The following is a 16,969-nucleotide window of genomic DNA, read 5'->3' on the forward strand; positions in this document are numbered from 1 at the left end:
GCGCACCGTGCTCATCGCGCCGATTCGCGCCCCATGCTGCAAGCGGCCGTCGTGCCCTTGCATGTGTCGTACCGTATCGGCTGTTCCCGCCGGCAATGCCGACGCACCGCCGGTGCGCAGCCTTCGTCCCCTGCCCGTCGGCGCCAACGCTCGATCGTCATCGTGGTGTCGACCTTGCTGACGATCCATGTCGGTAATAAAAAACCGCCGGCGTCGGCCGGCGGTTTCGGTATCGCGTGCGGACGCTCGCGCGACGCGACGCGACGTTGCGTCAGGCTTTGACTTCCGGCCCGCGCGCGGCAGGTCGGGCGGGTGCCGCCGGGGCCGGCGCCATCGACCGTGTGGACGGCTGCGCGGGCACGAGGATGACGACCGGTTCGGGCATCGCCCACGGCGGCATCGCGAAGCCGACCGGTTGCGGCATCGGCGTCGCGAACGCGTTGGCGAGCGCGGCGTGCTGCAGCGCCATCATCTGCTGCTGCATCGCGACGATCTGTGCCTGCGCGGCCTGCATCTGATACTGCGCGGCCTGGATCTGCCGCAGCGCGGCCGCCGGCGGCACGCCGCCGGTGCCGCCCGTGCTGGAGGTCTGCATCTCGAAGCTCGCACCGCCATGCGGGCTGTGCCAACTCCACGTGCTGACCTTCATCGGGCCGACGGCCGTCTGGACGACGTGCGTGCTGGTCTTCACGGGCACGGCCTGCCCGTCGACGTTGACGAACATCGGTTGCGCGGGCTGGGTGGCGGCCTGCCCGGCCATGGCGAACACGGGCATCAGCGCCAGCGCGCCCGCCGTCATATACGAACGGAATCGCATCTTCGTATCTCCATCAAACGATACTGATCGAATCAACAACGAACGAATCGTGCGGCTCACGGATAGAGCCATGACAGAGAATGCGAGCGCTGGCTTAAATCAGGATTAAAACCCGCGCCGCGCCCGCGGGAACGGAGAAATGGACGATCGGCAAGGGGATGCCCCAATCGACATTCAACCTCGCCCATGAAATGGGATTCCTGTCGCGGCGCGCAACAACAGGCACAATACGCGATTCACCGCGCACCACTGTTCGCCATTCGAACAAGCCGGCGCGTGTCGCTGCCGTCCGAATCCTTCCCCGTTGTCATGAACGTCTCGCTCATTCCCGCGCGCGAATCGAATTCGCCGCGTTTCCTGCTGTTCCTGATCTGCCTGTTCGCGTCCGCCGGCCAGCTCGCGATCGACATCTACGTGCCCGCGCTGCCCGACATGGCGCGTTCGTTCGCGACCACGCCGCAGGCGATCCAGTCGAGCGTGTCCGGCTACATGGCCGCCTATGCGCTCGGCCAGCTGATCTTCGGCCCGGTCGCCGATGCGTACGGACGCAAGCGCGTGCTCGCGTTCGGGCTCGTGATCTACACGATCGGCTGCCTGCTGTCGCTCGGCGCGCCGAACCTCGAGACGTTCGTGCTGGCGCGCTGCCTGCAGGGCTTCGGGATTGCGACCACCAACCTGCTCGCGAAGGCCATCATCACCGACTCGTTCTCGGGCCAGGCGCTGATGCATGCGTTTACCTACATGTCGATCGCATGGGGGCTCGCGCCAATCGTCGCGCCGGTGATCGGCGCGCACCTGCAGGAATGGTTCGGCTGGCGCGCGTGCCTCGTGTTCCTGCTGGTGTATTCGCTGGTGATGTGGGCGCTGCTGTGGCGGTACCGCGAAACCTTGCCGAAACCGGTGCATCTCGAGCCGCGCACGCTGATGACGAACGCGGGCAAGGTACTGGCGAGCCCGGTGTTCCAGAGCTGCTTCCTGGCACAGGGGCTGTGCTACAGCATCCTGCTCGTGTTCAACATCGTCGGGCCGTTCATGGTGCAGACCACGCTGCACAAGCCGCCGACCTTCTTCGGCTATCTCGCGCTCGGGATCGGGCTGATGTATTTCCTCGGCGGCCTGTCGAACCGCATCCACGGGCGCGGGCTGCCGAGCGCCGAGCAACGGCTGCGCATCGGCGCGCGCGTGATGGCGGGGGCGTCGGTCGCGATGCTGGTGCTGGCGCTGACCGTCGGGCTGCGCGTATGGACGCTCGCGACGCCGGTGCTCGTGATGGGCTTCTGTGCGGGCGCGATGTACCCGACGCTGATGGCCAAGGGCAATTCGCTGTTTCCGCATATCGCCGGCCTGACCAGCGCGATCCTCGGATGCGCGCTGCTGCTCGTGTCGTCCGCGATGATGGGGCTGGCCGGTTTCGTGTCGATCCACGTCCTGACGCCGCTCGCGGTGTTCTTCGTCGCGCTGTCGTGCATCGTCGTATGGATGGTGACGAAGCTGCTGCGCTACCTGACGCAGCAGCAGGCCGCGAGCGTCGCCTGCGGGAGCGGGGAAGCGGCGTAAGCCGGGCAGCGCGCATGGCGGCGTGCCGCAACGGCATGCCGGCCGCTCACAGCGGGTGCGCCGCGCCCGCCTGCATCAAGAGCGACACGGCGGCCGGATCCGGCATCCCGTTCGAATCGATCGCGCCGGCCTTCGCCAGCGCGTCGAGATCGCTGTCGACGCCCGGTTGGCCGACCACGAACGGCGTCGTCAGGAACGCCGGCGTCGACAACGTCACCGAATAGCGCTGCTGCAGGTTCGTCGCGACCGCCGATTGCGCGGCCTGTACCGTGCCCGGGCTGTTCATCACCTGCTGGAAATGCGCATTGCCCTGGAAATTGCCGATCAGCCCGGCCGTGTCCGTGCCGAGCTGCGCGGCGAGATAGACGAGCATCAGCTCGGTCTCGGGCGTCGTGTTGAAGGTGCCGCCCGCGTAGGCGAGCGAATGCAGGCTCGTGCCGCCCGACGCGACGGTGATCACGCAGGGCAGCGCGGCGTTGACCGACCCCCGGTAGTTGCCGCCGCCGTCGGTCAGCGTCGTGGCCGAGCCTTGCGCGCAACTCACCGTCACCGCCGCGCTCGCGAGCGCGGCGCCGGTGGCCGCCGTGCCGGACAGCGTGACGGTCTGCGTGTTGGTGTCGTTGAAGCAGACATCGACGCCGAAGCAGGCGTCGCCGTTGCAGCCGGCCAGCGACGCGAGGGCGGCGACGCACAGCGTGCCCAGCGCGGGGTGGGTGAAGCACGAATGGCGAAGGTTCATGGTCGCGGGGAATCGGGGGAAGGGACGCGGCAGGGCAACCGGTGTGCGCCGATGCATCGACGCACTGTTCCTATTCTAGGTCTGCGATCCGGGGATTGCTTGCCGGTTCGTTCACTGTCGGCCGGGGGCTTGCTACGGATTGCGTGAGCCCGGCTTCGCGAACGCGCCGCGCACCTCGAAGCCGATCGCATCCGCAACGTTGCCGCGCGCGTCGACGAGTTCGAGCCGGTGCCGGCCCGGCCACGGCATCCACGCGATGCGATCGGCATGTCCGATCACCTTGTCGTCGAGCCGCCACGCGAACTTCGTGGCGTGCCCGGACGAGCGTTCGAACCAGATCCGCTGGTTCTTCGGCGGAATGTCCGGATCGATCGCGAAGATCGTGCCGTCGGTCGGCGCGCCGATCGTCAGCGGTGCGCGCGCGCCATCCTTGCCCGGCGTGACGGGCGCCGCCAGCCGGATCGTATCGAGTGCCGTACCCGCGATGAACCACTCGTTGCGTGACGGCTCGACGTCGCGCTCGAACGTGATGCGGCGCGTTTCGACACCGGCCGGCGCGCGTGGCGCGCGGCTCGGCACATCGCGGTGCAAATAGCCGACGACGGCCGACCACACCGGCGACGCGCCCGTGACGCCCGACACGTCCCACATCGGCGAGCCGTCCGCATTGCCGACCCACACGCCGACCGTATAGCGCGAGGTGAAGCCGACCGTCCAGTTGTCGCGCATGTCCTTGCTCGTGCCGGTTTTCACCGCCGAGAAGAAGCGCGTCGCGAGCGGGTTGTCGAAGCCGAAGGTGCGCACGCGTGCGTTGTTGTCGGAGAGGATGTCGGTAACGACGAAGCTGGCCGCTTCGCTGAACACGCACGTGCCGTCGTCCGCACGGCGCGGCGCCGACGCGCCGGAAGCGGGCGCTGCCGCCGGCAGGTCGACGACCTTGCGTGCGACACCGCCGTTCGCGAGCGCGCGGTACGCGTTGGTCAGCGACAGCAGCGTGACGTCCGCGCTGCCGAGCGCGAGGCTGAAGCCGTAGTAGTCGCCTTCCTGCGCGAGCGGCAGGCCGAGCGCGGTCAGCGTGCGCGCGAAACGGTGCGGCGTGACGAGCACGAGCGTGCGCACGGCCGGCACGTTCAGCGAGCCGCCGAGCGCGGTGCGCACGCTCACCCAGCCCTTGAAATCCTTGTCGTAGTTCTGCGGAATATAGAGGCCGCCGCCGGCGGCGAGGTTGATCGGCGCATCGTCGAGCAGCGACGCGGCCGTCAGCCGCTTCTCGTCGATCGCCTGCGCATAGAGGAACGGCTTGAGCGTCGAGCCGGCCTGGCGCGGCGCGAGCACGGCGTCGACGTCGCGCGCGCTCGACAACGCGCCCGACGAGCCGACCCATGCGCGAATCTCGCCGGTCGCGTTGTCGATCACGACGACCGCGCCGTCCTGCACGTTGCGCCGGTGCGCGGGTGCGTTGAGCTCGGTCAGCGCGCGCGTGAGCGTGTCGCGGGCGAAGCGCTGCAGCGGCGCATCGAGCGTCGTGCGCACCTGCGCGCCGGCCGCCGGTTTGACCTCGGCCGCGATACGGCGCGCGAAGTGCGGGGCGAGCGCCGCGCCGTCGTCGCGCACGGCGTTGGCCGGCCGCGCGATCACGAGCTGCACGTAACCGTCGAGCGACGCGCACGCGGGTTCCGCATGCATGTCGCGCAGGATCCGGCACGCGCGCTCGGCGACTTTCGCGGGCGCCGCATTGGGCGCGCGCACCAGCGCGGCGGCGATCGCGGCCTCGCGTGCGTCGAGCCCGGACGGCGCCTTGCCGAACAGCACCTGCGACAGCGCGGCGAGCCCGACCGTCTCGCCGCGGAATGGCACGAGATTCAGGTAGGCCTCGAGGATCTGGTCCTTGCGCCAGCCGCGTTCGAGCAGCAGCGCGTTCATCGCCTGCGCGGCCTTCTGCGGCAGCGAGCGCTGGCCCGAGCGGCGCGGCGAATCGCTGAGCAGCCCGGCGAGCTGCATCGTCACGGTCGACGCGCCGCGCGTGCGCTCGTTCCACAGATTGCCCCACGCCGCGCCGGCGATCCCGCGCCAGTCGACGCCGCTGTGTTCGTAGAAGCGCTTGTCCTCGGACACGACGATCGCCTCGCGCAACGCGGGCGACACGTCGGCGAGCGATACCCAGTCGCCACGCCGTTCGGTGAGATCGACACGCGTACGCTGCAGCGGCGTGCCGTCGCGCGCGAGCAGCACCCAGTCGGAGCTGCGCCAGTTGCGGCGCACGTCGTCGTAGCCGGGCAGCGCGTGCGCGACGAGCGGCGCGGCCAGCACGACGGCGACGAAGAGGCGGCCGGCGAAGCGTGCCGGCCGCGGCAATCCACGATCGATCATCTCGTTCTCTTACTTGCCCGCGTCGGCCGGCTTCACGGTCATCGGCGGGTTCGGCCACAGGCCGTGGACGGACGGCGCATACAGCGCTTCGACGCGCGTCGGCGGCAGCCCGAAGGTGCCGACGTTGTTCAGCCGCACCGTGTATTCGACCGAGAGTTTGCCCTTCGGCAGATAGTCGTAATACGCGCGGTAGCCGTCGAAGTCGCGTTCGATGAACGCCGGCCATGCGCCGTCCGGCGATTTCTCGCCCTGCGTCGCGGCTTCGGAGTCGCGACCGAGGCCCGAACCGAGGATCGTCGCGCCGGACGGGATCGGATCGTTGACGACGACCCACGTCATGTCGCTCTGCGCATCGATGTCGAGATGCACGCGCACGACGTCGCCGCGTGTCAGCACCCCCTTGACGGCCGGCGACACGGGCGTGACGGTTTTCGTGATCCGGTAGCCGGCCGCGAACGGCGCGCGCAGCGGCACGGCCGCGAGGCTTTCGACGGTCGCCCACGGGCGGCCCGTGCCGTCCTGCGTGACGGACAGCGTGGCCGGCGCCTGCGACGCACGCGGCCACGGCATCAGCACGCTGCGCGCGGCGGCGGCGCGGGTCGCGGGCGTGGCCGAGGCGAGGGTGTCGGCGGGCGCGCTCGAGGGCGCCTGCGACCACGAGATCGCGCGCGCGTTGCCGCCGAGCGCGACCGTCGTCGCGCCGGCGACCGGCGTGCTCTCGTAGGTGCGCGAGAAGCGCTCGATCGCGAGCTGGCCGAGTGCGTTCGACGTCGTCGTCTGCCATGCGCCCTGACGTTGCAGGGCGAGCAGGCCGGTTGCCACGCGCGGCATCTCGTCCTTCCACGCCGGGTCGCCCGCGAACTCCAGCGCGAGACGCGCGGCGTTGGTCTCGTTGCTCGTCATCAACCACCACAGATCGTCGTCGCGCGCGGTCGAGAACACGAGCTGCGTGCCCTGGTACGTGAGGCGCGCACGCAGGATCTGTTCGACCTGCGCGCGTTTCTCGTCGCGCTGCGGGATGTCCTTCACGCGCGTGAGGATCGCGTGATAGTCGATCACCGCCGAGGTCGGCCACTGGTTCGGCGCGATCTCGATCGAGCCGAGCATGCGGCCTTGCGCGGCGCCGTGACGCGACAGCGCCTCGATCGCGGCGAGCTTGCGAAGATCGCGATCCTGGCGCGGCGCCCATGCGTTGCGCTCGATGCGGCCGTCGACGAAACGCGCGAGCCCGGCTTCGAGTTGCGTGCGCAGGTCTTCCGGCAGCGCGAAGCGCGGATCGAGACGGCTGGCTTCGTCGGATACGACGAGCAGGTACGACGACAGCGTCGGGCTGCCGGAGTGCGCGTCGTCGGACGACGGCGGGAAGTAGCTCGCGAGCCCGTCGCTGTCGAGATAGACGGGCATGCGTGCAACCAGCGCCTGCCATTGCGCGGCGTCGTGCAGGCCGATCGCGCGCGACGTCTGCTGTTCCAGGCAACGATATGGATAACGCTCGAACCAGCGTCGCACGCCGGGCAGGCCGTCCGCGAGCTTCGACTGCAGCGACACGGTGATGCCGCCGCGCGGCGCGCCCTGTGCGTTGCCGACGGCGCCGGCCGGCGCCGACACGGGCACCGTCAGCGTGCCGTCGACCTGCGCGAGCGTGGCCTGCTGCACGGTCACCGGCAGCGCGGGCACGACCTTCTGCGCGACGGCCAGCGCGTCGGACGCGCGCTGGCCGCCTTGCTCGGCCGCCTCGATGCGCCAGTTCAGCGCGCCGGCGGCGTCGAGCGCCTGCTCGGGCACGGTGATCGTCCACGCGACCTCGGTCGCCGCATTGGCCGCGAGCGATACCGTCTGGGGCGCGACGGCGAGACCCGTCACGCGCGGCGTCACGACGACCTGCATCGCGCGCTCGGTCGTGTTGCGCAGCGTGACCTGCGCGCGGAACGCATCGCCTTCGCGCACGAGCGGCGGCAGGCCGGAGATCAGTTGCAGATCCTGCGTGCTGCGGATCGACGTGCTGCCGGTGCCGAAGCGGTCGGCGCCGACGGCCGCGATCGCGACGATCCGGAAGCGCGTGAGCGCGTCGTTCAGCGGCACCTCGACGGTCGCGCTGCCGTTCGCGTCGAGCGTCACGCGTGGATTCCACAGCAGCAGCGTGTCGAACAGCTCGCGGGTCGGCGCGCTGCCGCCACCGCCGCCGGCCGGCACGGCCTTGCGGCCGAAGTGGCGGCGGCCGACGATTTCCATCTGCGCGGTGGCCGTCTCGACGCCGTACGCGCGCCGCTGCAGCATCGCGTCGAGCAGGTCCCAGCTGTTGTTCGGCATCAGTTCGAGCAGCGCCTCGTCGACGGCCGCGACCGCGATCTGCGTGCCGGCCGGCGCGGGCTGGCCGTTCGGCAGCGTGACCTTCACGTGCGCCTGCGCCTTGCTGCGCACCGTATAGCGCGCTGCGTCGGTCGTCACGGTCACGCCGAGACGATGCACGCCCGTGCCGACCTTGATCTCGCCGAGGCCATAGCGGAACGCGGGCTTCGACAGGTCGACGAACGCGGTCGGCGCTTCATAATGGCGGCCTTCGCGCCAGAATGCGCGCGCCCATTCGACCGGCGCTTTCCAGCCCCACGTGAAGAATGAGTACCACGGCACTTCGCGAATCCGGCCGCGCAACGCGAGCACCGACACGTACACGTTCGGCCCCCACGATTCGCCGACCTTCAGGTCGACGGTCGGGTTCTTGCCGTTGAGCTGCACGATGTGCGTTTCCATCACGCCGCCGCGCTCGACCGCGACGAGGGCGGTCGCGTAGCGGAACGGCATGCGCACCTGGAAGCGGGCCGTTTCGCCCGGTTCGTAGGCGGTCTTCTCCGGAATCACGTCGATCCGGTCGGTGTTGTCGCCGCCGAACCAGAGTTCATCCTCGCGCGTGACCCACACCGACGTCGACGCATTCGACGCGCGGCCGTCGCCGTCCTTCGCGACGGCGATCAACTGGACGTTGCCGGCCTGTTCGAGCGTCGCGTCGCAGGCCATGCGGCCCTTGTCGTCGGTCTTGCCCGAGCACAGCACGCCGAGGTCGCGCGTGTCGCTCTTGTTGTCGTATGCGTAGAAGCCGCCGACCATCCGCTTGCGCGACGACGTCGTGATGTGCGCGACACCCTTGATCTCGATCGACACCGATGCACGCGGCTTGCCCTGCAGGTCGACCGCGAGCGCCTGCACCGGCACGCGCTGGCCGACCGACACCCAGCGGCCCGCCTTGATGCCGGCCACCACCGCGGCCGGCCACAGGATCGTGTCGCCGCGGATCGTCTGCACTTCGCCGTTCGGGTCCGCGAAGGTCGCCTCGAGCGCGATGCGCTTCGGCGCGTCGACGTCGGGCAGGCCCTTGAGCGTGACGGAACCTGCGCCGTTGCGGTCGAGCGTCAGCGGCAGCTTGTCCGCGATCAGCCTGGTCGCGTCGGGATCGTTGTTTGCCGCCGATGCGCTGTCGCCGTCCTGCGAATCGTCGTCGGCGTTGCCGTCGCTCCGGTCGGGGCGATAGGGCGTGAAGCTGAAGTCCTCGAAGCGATCCGCGAACGGCGGCGATGCCCACTTCATCAGCGCCGACACCTGCACGGGCAGGTTCGATGCGCCGCCGCCCGACACGTAATCGATCTGCACCGCGAGCGGCGCTTCCTTGACCGCGACGAGCGGGCTCTTCTGCGCGTCGCGCGCGCTGATCGTTCCTTTCAGCACCGGCAGCCGGAACGCCTCGACACGAAAGCTGCCGCTGGTGTAACGGGTGGTCGGCGCATCGTCCGGACCGCCTTCGAGCGACACGCTGTATTCGCCGAGCTTCGCCGCGGGCGGCAGCGTGAACCGCGTGTCCGCGCTGTGGTCGGCCGACCAGGTGAGCGGCAGCTTGTAGGTTTGATCGGAGCCGAGATGGCGGATCGTCACGCGCGTCGGGTATTGCGCCGGGAACGCGAGACTCTGCAGCGTCTCGGTGCGCAGGAAATGCTTCATCGACACGGTTTCGCCGGCCCGCAACAGCGTGCGGTCGAACACGGTATGCGCGCGCACGGTCGGCGCGCTGTCGGTGTCGGTCGGCACGTTGAAGCGCCACGACTCGATCCCGCGGTTCCAGTTCGAGCTGACGAACGCCATGTCGCGGCCCGTCTTCGGATCGTCGACGCGCGCCGACACGAAGTAGTCGTCGAAGCGTTCCGACTGGCTGCATGCATGCTTCGGCTCGAATGGGCCGTCGATCTTCAGCAGGCCTTGCGCATCGGTCTTGCCCGACGCAATTTCGTCGCCGTTGCAATCCGATACGCGAATCTGCGCGTTCGGCACGGGCTTGCCCTTGTCGAGCGTCGTGACCCACACGAGGTTGTTCTCGCGGCCCTGCTTGAGATGCACGCCGAGGTTCGTGACGAGCACGGTGGTGCGCACGAACATGCTCGACGGCTTCGCGAGCAGCGAGCGGCCGAGCGCGGGCGACGCGAGTTCGAGCACGTAGAAGCCGGGCTTGTCGATCGGCACGCCGACGACTTCGAACGGGCGTAGCGTCTTCGGGTCGGCCTTCGGCAGCGTCAGCGCGTGCGCGCCCGGTTCGCCGGCGAGCAGCGACAGCGAGCGCACGTCGATGCGGCGATCCTGCGGCGCCGGCATCTTCTCGCCGGCCGCGAGCGGCACATGGACGGGGTGCTGGCCCTTGCGGTGCAGCAGGCCCGGCATCCGCTCGTCGATCGTGCCGGCCGTCATCGACCCGTTGTCGAAGCGCTCGACGGTGCGCATCCATTGACGGATCGCAGTGTCGTCGTCGACCTTCAGGTTCGCGAATTGCGCGCCGCTCGTGTTGAGGCCGGCGATATGCAGGTCGGCCTCCACGTTGCGCAGCGTGACGGGCACGAGCGCGGGCGTATCGAGTTCGGCGAAGCGCTCGACGATCCCGAAGGTGCCCGACGAGAATTTCGCGAGCGGCGGCATCGGCGCGGTGCGCGTCGCGAGCGGGAACAGATCGGCGTTCGCGAGCGAGCGGTCGGTCACGTCGCGCAGGCCGGACGGCAGCTCGATCGTCAGGTTCGCCTGCGCGGGCAGCGGCGGGTTGAACGTGACGGTGGTCACTTCGTCGCTGTGGTCGTCGGCCGCGAAGGTCGGTGCAAGCGTACCGTCGGGGCCGCGCAGCTTGATCGCCTCGGCGTTCTTGCGCGAGACCGGCGCATTGAACGTGAGCGTCAGCGGGCGCAGCGGTGTACAGGGCGCCTTCGCGTTCTCGCGCTCGCACGAGAAGCTTGCGGCGAACGGCGCACGCACCGTGAAGTCGAAGCGGCGCTCGGTGTCGTTCGCGATGCCGCTCGGGCTCGCGACGCCCTTGCCGTAGACGAGCTGCATCTTCGCGCTCGCGGGGAGCGCCTGCGCGCACGACAGCGTCAGCACGCGCGCGGCGTCCTTCTTCAGTCCGAAGTGGTCGAGCAGCGCATTGCGCGTATCGTCGTCGGCGGCGGTGACGGGGATGCGGTTGCCGATGCCGGCCGCTTCGCACCAGATGTTCGCGAGCGCGGAACGCGGCTCGGCCGGGCCGTTCAGCTTCAGCACGAACACCTGGCGTTCCTCGATCTCGCGCGAGCCGGGGCGCACCGTCACCGGGAACGGGCCGCCGGTTTGAAACGTGAAGCGGCGCGGGCCGCTGACCGCATTGCCGGCCACCGAGCGCAGCGTGTCGTTGAGCGCGACCGAGCAGCGCACGCCCGGCGGCAGATCGTTTTCGAAATCGTAGACCCAGGTCTTGTCGTCGAGCCAGTGACCCTGGCCGCGTGCGGCAGTGGAATCGTTGCAGGTCATGCGCGCGGGATTCGGCGCGGATGCCGAACCGAACGCGACCATCGGTTCGTCGAACTTGACGACGCTCTGCCGGACTTCGGTGACCGTACCTTGCGGCGACACGCTCACGGTGCGCGCCGCGCCCGCATGCAGCGACAGTGCGGTGGCGGTGCCGAGTGCGGCGATCATGCCGATACGCCAGAGCAGCCGTGTGACGGGGTTGGTCGGATTCGTGTTGTTGTGTTTGTCGTGCGGCTTCATCGCTCGATGCCCTCGGGGGAAGCTTTCTGTTTGATTGCAGCACCGGATTCTAACCGACGGGCATGCGAGCGGATGACGGGAGGCGGCGTGTCGCCGGCTTGCGACACCCTGCCTCCGGATGCAGAATTGTCGCGTCGACGACACAAAGATGCAGCGAAATGTCGATTGTCACGGATTGCGGAACATTTAATGGACTATAAAGGCATTGTCCGATCCGCTTTGTGCGCGTACATTTCATGGCCGCGCGAAGTTTGAGAAATATCAAGCGTGGTTTTCCCGAATCCGGTGTTCGAGAGAAGGAAACATGCACAACGACAACACCCCCCACTCGCGTCGCGATAACGACGCAGCCGCAACCGGCATCACGCGGCGTCAATGGCTGCAGGGCGCACTGGCGCTGACGGCGGCGGGCCTCACCGGCTCGCTGGCGTTGCGGGCCCTGGCCGACAATCCCGCCACCGCGCCGCTCGATACGTTCATGACGCTCTCCGAAGCACTGACAGGCAAGAAGGGGCTGAGCCGCGTGCTCGGCGAACGCTTCCTGCAGGCCTTGCAGAAGGGCTCGTTCAAGACCGCCGACGGGCTGTCGCAACTCGCCGGCGCGCTCGCGTCCGGTTCGTTGAACCCCGATCAGCAAGCGTTCGCGCTGTCGATTCTCGAAGCGTGGTATCTCGGCATCGTCGACAACGTCGTGATTACGTACGAGGAAGCATTAATGTTCAGCGTCGTGTCCGACACGCTCGTGATCCCTTCGTATTGCCCCAACAAACCCGGCTTCTGGGCCGAAAAACCGATCGAGAGGCAAGCCTGATGGCCGATACCGATACGCAAAAAGCCGATGTCGTGGTCGTCGGGTCCGGTGTCGCAGGCGCGATCGTTGCGCACCAGCTCGCGATGGCGGGCAAGTCGGTGATCCTGCTCGAAGCCGGCCCGCGCATGCCGCGCGGCGATATCGTCGAACGCTTTCGCAACCAGCCCGACAAGACGGACTTCATGGCGCCGTACCCGTCGAGCCCGTGGGCGCCGCATCCGGAATACGGCCCGCCGAACGACTACCTGATCCTGAAGGGCGAGCACAAGTTCAACTCGCAGTACATCCGCGCGGTGGGCGGCACGACGTGGCACTGGGCCGCGTCCGCGTGGCGCTTCATTCCGAACGACTTCAAGATGAAGACGGTGTATGGCGTCGCGCGCGACTGGCCGATCCAGTACGACGACCTCGAGCATTGGTACCAGCGCGCGGAGGAAGAGCTCGGCGTGTGGGGCCCCGGCCCCGAGGAAGACCTGTACTCGCCGCGCAAGCAGCCGTATCCGATGCCGCCGCTGCCGTTGTCGTTCAACGAGCAGACGATCAAGAGCGCGCTCAACGGCCATGACCCGAAGTTCCACGTGGTGACCGAGCCGGTCGCGCGCAACAGCCGTCCGTACGACGGCCGGCCGACTTGTTGCGGGAACAACAATTGCATGCCGATCTGTCCGATCGGCGCGATGTACAACGGCATCGTGCACGTCGAGAAGGCCGAGCAGGCCGGCGCGAAGCTGATCGACAGCGCGGTCGTGTACAAGCTCGAGACGGGCCCGGACAAGCGCATCGTCGCCGCGATCTACAAGGACAAGACGGGCGCCGACCATCGTGTCGAGGGCAAGTACTTCGTCGTGGCCGCCAACGGCATCGAGACGCCGAAGATCCTGCTGATGTCGGCGAACCGCGATTTCCCGAACGGTGTCGCGAACAGTTCCGACATGGTCGGGCGCAACCTGATGGACCACCCGGGCACCGGCGTGTCGTTCTACGCGAGCGAGAAGCTATGGCCGGGCCGCGGCCCGCAGGAGATGACGTCGCTGATCGGTTTCCGCGACGGCCCGTTTCGCGCGACCGAAGCCGCGAAGAAGATCCACCTGTCGAACATGTCGCGCATCAACCAGGAGACGCAGAAGATCTTCAAGGCCGGCAAGCTGATGAAGCCCGACGAGCTCGACGCGCAGATCCGCGACCGTTCCGCGCGCTACGTGCAGTTCGACTGCTTCCACGAAATCCTGCCGCAGCCCGAGAACCGCATCGTGCCGAGCAAGACGGCCACCGACGCGATCGGCATTCCGCGCCCGGAAATCACGTACGCGATCGGCGACTACGTGAAGCGCGGCGCCGTGCATACGCGCGAGGTCTACGCCACGGCGGCGAAGGTGCTGGGCGGCACGGAGGTCGTGTTCAACGACGAGTTCGCGCCGAACAACCACATCACGGGCGCGACGATCATGGGCGCGGATGCGCGCGACTCGGTCGTCGACAAGGACTGCCGCACGTTCGACCATCCGAACCTGTTCATCTCGAGCAGCTCGACGATGCCGACCGTCGGTACGGTGAACGTGACGCTGACGATCGCGGCGCTGGCGCTGCGGATGTCGGACACGCTGAAGAAGGAAGTCTGACCGTGCGGAAATCTACTCTCACCTTCCTCCTCGCCGGCTGCCTCGCGCTGCCGGGCCTCGTGCGCGCGGCCGATTCGGCCGATCCCGCGCAGATCAAGCGCGGCGAATATCTCGCGGTCGCGGGCGACTGCATGGCCTGCCACACCGCGAAGGGCGGCAAGCCGTTCGCCGGCGGCCTCGGGATGCCGGTGCCGATGCTCGGCAAGATCTACACGAGCAACATCACGCCGGATCCCGACACCGGCATCGGCAACTGGACCTTCGACGACTTCGAGCGCGCGGTGCGTCACGGCGTGTCGAAGAACGGCGACAATCTGTATCCGGCGATGCCGTACGTGTCGTACGCGAAGATCAACGATGACGACGTGCAGGCGTTGTATGCGTACTTCATGCATGGCGTCGAACCGGTCAAGCAGGCGCCGCCGAAGAACGAAATCCCCGCGCTGCTGAGCATGCGCTGGCCGCTGAAGATCTGGAACTGGCTGTTCCTGAAGGACGGCGCGTACCAGCCGAAGCCGGCGCAGAGCGCGGAGTGGAACCGCGGTGCGTACCTGGTGCAGGGCCTCGCGCACTGCAGCACGTGCCACACGCCGCGCGGCATCGCGATGCAGGAGAAGTCGCTCGACGAGACGGGCGGCAGCTTCCTGTCGGGTTCGGTGCTGGCGGGTTGGGACGGGTACAACATCACGTCCGACCCGAACGCGGGGATTGGCGGCTGGACGCAGGCGCAGCTCGTCCAGTACCTGCGTACCGGCAGCGTGCCGGGTGTCGCGCAGGCGGCCGGTCCGATGGCCGAGGCGGTCGAGCACAGCTTCTCGAAGATGACCGACACCGACGTCGGCGCGATCGCGACGTACATCCGCACGGTGCCGGCGGTGGCCAACGGCGACGCGAAGCAGTCGCGTTCGTCGTGGGGCAAGCCGGCGGAAGATGGGCTGAAGCTGCGCGGCGTGCCGCTCGCGTCGTCGGGCATCGACCCGGCGCGGCTGTATCTCGGCAACTGTGCGACGTGTCACCAGATGCAGGGCAAGGGCACGCCGGACGGCTATTACCCGTCGCTGTTCCACAACTCGACGGTGGGCGCGTCGAACCCGGCGAACCTGGTGCAGGTGATCCTGAACGGCGTGCAGCGCAAGGCCGGCAGCGAGGACGTCGGGATGCCGGCGTTCCGCAACGAGCTGTCGGATGCGCAGATCGCCGCGCTCGCGAACTACCTGACCGGCCAGTTCGGCAATCCGGCCGCGAAGGTAACCGAGCAGGACGTCGCGAAGGCGCGTTGACGCCTCTGCGCGTGCAGTCAGGGCAACACTGACAAGAGGAGGAGCACAGCACATCGGGCGGGCCCCGATGCCGGTTGTTGCAGGGCGGGGCGGGCGGCGTTGCATTCGCCCGTCCTGATTCACTGGCAATCCGGTGCGTGCCGTTGCGCGCATCGTTTTCGTTGATCACACCATGACACCGAATCAACCGTTTCTCGCGTCCCAGCGCGATGTGCTGCTGCTGCTGTCCCGCATCCTGCTCGTAATCCTGTTCGTGATGTTCGGCTGGAAGAAGATCGCCGACTTCTCCGGGACGATCGCGTTCATGGGCACCGAAGGCGCGCCGGCACCGATCATCTCGGCGGCGATCGCCGTCGTGATGGAGCTGTTCGTCGGCATCGCGATCCTCGTCGGTTTCCAGACGCGGCCGCTCGCGCTGTTGCTTGCGCTGTATGCGATCGGCACCGGCATCATCGGCCACCACTACTGGACGATGACGGGCGGCGAGCAGATCAACAACATGATTCATTTCTACAAGAACATCGCGATCTCCGGCGGCCTGCTTGCGCTTTGCGCGGCGGGCCCGGGGCGTTTTTCGATCGATCGCGGGTGAACGGACCGCCGGCGCGCGCATGGGGCGCGGGCCGGACGGTCGAGACTCCGAGGGGGCAACATTTTGCGACTCAAACATTTCGCATGGCTGATCGTGGCCGCCGCACCGGCCGCCGCGCTCGCACAGACCAGCGTGACGCTGTACGGCCGTGTCGACGGCGGCGTCGAATACCTGAACCACATCGCGACGCCGAACGGCAGCTCGACGCGCTGGAGCGCGGAGGGCGGCGACTGGGGCACCAGCATGTTCGGCCTGAAAGGCGTCGAGGATCTCGGCGGCGGGATGTCGACCGTCTTCAACCTGGAAACCGCGTTCCAGGTGATGAACGGCACGACGGGCGGCGGACGCATGTGGTCGCGCCGCGCGTATGTCGGCCTGAAGAGCGACACGTGGGGCCAGCTGCAGGCCGGCCGCAACCTGTTCATCGACAGCGACGGCGTGTGGGAATTCGATCCGTTCGTCCAGCAGGCGTTTTCATCCGCATCGCTCGTGCGCGGCCGCAACTGGCAGCAGACCAGCAACAACATCGAATATCACAGCCCGGTGATCGGCGGCTTCGACGTGCAGGCGCAATATGCGTTCGGCAATCAATCGCGCGGCTTCAACTACGGCGCGGCCGACGACTTCGGCCGCTCGGACGGGATCATGCTGTCGTACCACTCGCCGCTGTTCGACGTGCGCGGCATGTACGACGAACTGCGCGACAACAACGGCAAGTTCAGCAACATCTTCACCGCGTCGCGCGAGTATTTCGTCGGCGCGAACGTGAAGGTGTCGAAGTTCAAGATCCAGGGCGCGTATACGCACTACCAGGCGCCGGACAGCCCGGCCGGTGTCGCCGATCGTGCCGATCACTACTGGCTCGGCGCGACGTATACGGCCACGCCGCAGTGGGCGGTGACGGGCGGCGGGTACTACGTGAAGGTCGGCGACGGCGGCGGCGATGCATCGCACGATCCGTCGGGCCACGCGATGATGTACGTGCTCGGTACCACGTACAACCTGTCGAAGCGCACGTTCCTGTACGGCACGGTCGCGTATGTGCGCAACGGCGGAAATTCGAACTTCTCGCTGCTCGCGTCGCCGCGCGATGCGACGTCGGGCACGAGCCCGATGACGGGCGAGTCGCAGACGGG

11 protein-coding genes are annotated in these 16,969 nt (G+C 68.1%); 7 read left to right on the forward strand and 4 right to left on the reverse strand.

Annotated elements, in window-relative coordinates; translation table 11 throughout:
* Window positions 1-33 precede the first annotated feature (33 nt).
* A complete protein-coding gene (locus ACTJKF_RS11195; protein WP_440623597.1) occupies window positions 34-282 on the forward strand; it encodes a hypothetical protein in 249 nt (82 codons plus the stop codon).
* Here ACTJKF_RS11195 and ACTJKF_RS11200 read toward each other — a convergent pair.
* The gene (locus ACTJKF_RS11200; protein WP_440623598.1) at window positions 272-817 is read right to left on the reverse strand and encodes a hypothetical protein; all 546 of its coding nucleotides are present in this window, start codon (window positions 815-817) and stop codon (window positions 272-274) included. The genes ACTJKF_RS11195 and ACTJKF_RS11200 overlap by 11 nt on opposite strands.
* Before the next feature lie 309 nt (window positions 818-1,126).
* On the opposite strand from ACTJKF_RS11200, the gene ACTJKF_RS11205 reads away from it, so the two are divergent.
* Entirely contained in the window at window positions 1,127-2,374 is a 1,248-nt protein-coding gene (locus ACTJKF_RS11205; protein WP_440623599.1) for a multidrug effflux MFS transporter, read from the forward strand.
* A 46-nt stretch (window positions 2,375-2,420) separates the two neighbouring features.
* Here the strand turns inward: ACTJKF_RS11205 and ACTJKF_RS11210 are convergent, their stop codons facing one another.
* The 3 genes from ACTJKF_RS11210 to ACTJKF_RS11220 all read right to left on the reverse strand — a co-directional run bounded on the left by ACTJKF_RS11210 (window position 2,421) and on the right by ACTJKF_RS11220 (window position 11,531).
* Window positions 2,421-3,113 carry a hypothetical protein gene (locus tag ACTJKF_RS11210; protein ID WP_440623600.1) on the reverse strand — a complete coding sequence of 231 codons (693 nt, stop codon included), beginning with the start codon at window positions 3,111-3,113 and terminating at the stop codon, window positions 2,421-2,423.
* Between the two features lie 132 nt (window positions 3,114-3,245).
* Window positions 3,246-5,483 (reverse strand): penicillin-binding protein 1C, encoded by a 2,238-nt coding sequence (gene pbpC, locus ACTJKF_RS11215; RefSeq protein WP_440623601.1) that lies wholly within the window; start codon window positions 5,481-5,483, stop codon window positions 3,246-3,248.
* Window positions 5,484-5,492: 9 nt separating this feature from the next.
* Complete coding sequence (locus tag ACTJKF_RS11220) at window positions 5,493-11,531, reverse strand: alpha-2-macroglobulin family protein (RefSeq protein WP_440623602.1); 6,039 nt, start codon at window positions 11,529-11,531, stop codon at window positions 5,493-5,495.
* A gap of 304 nt (window positions 11,532-11,835) precedes the next feature.
* On the opposite strand from ACTJKF_RS11220, the gene ACTJKF_RS11225 reads away from it, so the two are divergent.
* The 5 genes from ACTJKF_RS11225 to ACTJKF_RS11245 all read left to right on the forward strand — a co-directional run.
* Window positions 11,836-12,342 (forward strand): sugar dehydrogenase complex small subunit, encoded by a 507-nt coding sequence (locus ACTJKF_RS11225; RefSeq protein ID WP_440623603.1) that lies wholly within the window; start codon window positions 11,836-11,838, stop codon window positions 12,340-12,342.
* A complete protein-coding gene (locus ACTJKF_RS11230; RefSeq protein ID WP_440623604.1) occupies window positions 12,342-13,961 on the forward strand; it encodes a GMC family oxidoreductase in 1,620 nt (539 codons plus the stop codon). Before ACTJKF_RS11225 ends, ACTJKF_RS11230 begins: the two co-directional genes overlap by 1 nt.
* Window positions 13,962-13,963: 2 nt before the next feature.
* On the forward strand, window positions 13,964-15,241 hold the full coding sequence (locus ACTJKF_RS11235; RefSeq protein WP_440623605.1) for a c-type cytochrome: 1,278 nt from the start codon (window positions 13,964-13,966) through the stop codon (window positions 15,239-15,241).
* A gap of 172 nt (window positions 15,242-15,413) precedes the next feature.
* Window positions 15,414-15,833: a DoxX family protein gene (locus tag ACTJKF_RS11240; RefSeq protein ID WP_440623606.1), complete on the forward strand. Its 420-nt coding sequence runs from the start codon at window positions 15,414-15,416 to the stop codon at window positions 15,831-15,833.
* Between the two features lie 63 nt (window positions 15,834-15,896).
* Window positions 15,897-16,969 (forward strand): porin (locus ACTJKF_RS11245; RefSeq protein ID WP_440623607.1); only part of this gene is annotated, 1,073 nt, incomplete at its 3' end.

It is taken from the genome of Burkholderia sp. 22313 (assembly GCF_052045245.1).
In the GTDB taxonomy this organism is placed as follows: domain Bacteria; phylum Pseudomonadota; class Gammaproteobacteria; order Burkholderiales; family Burkholderiaceae; genus Burkholderia.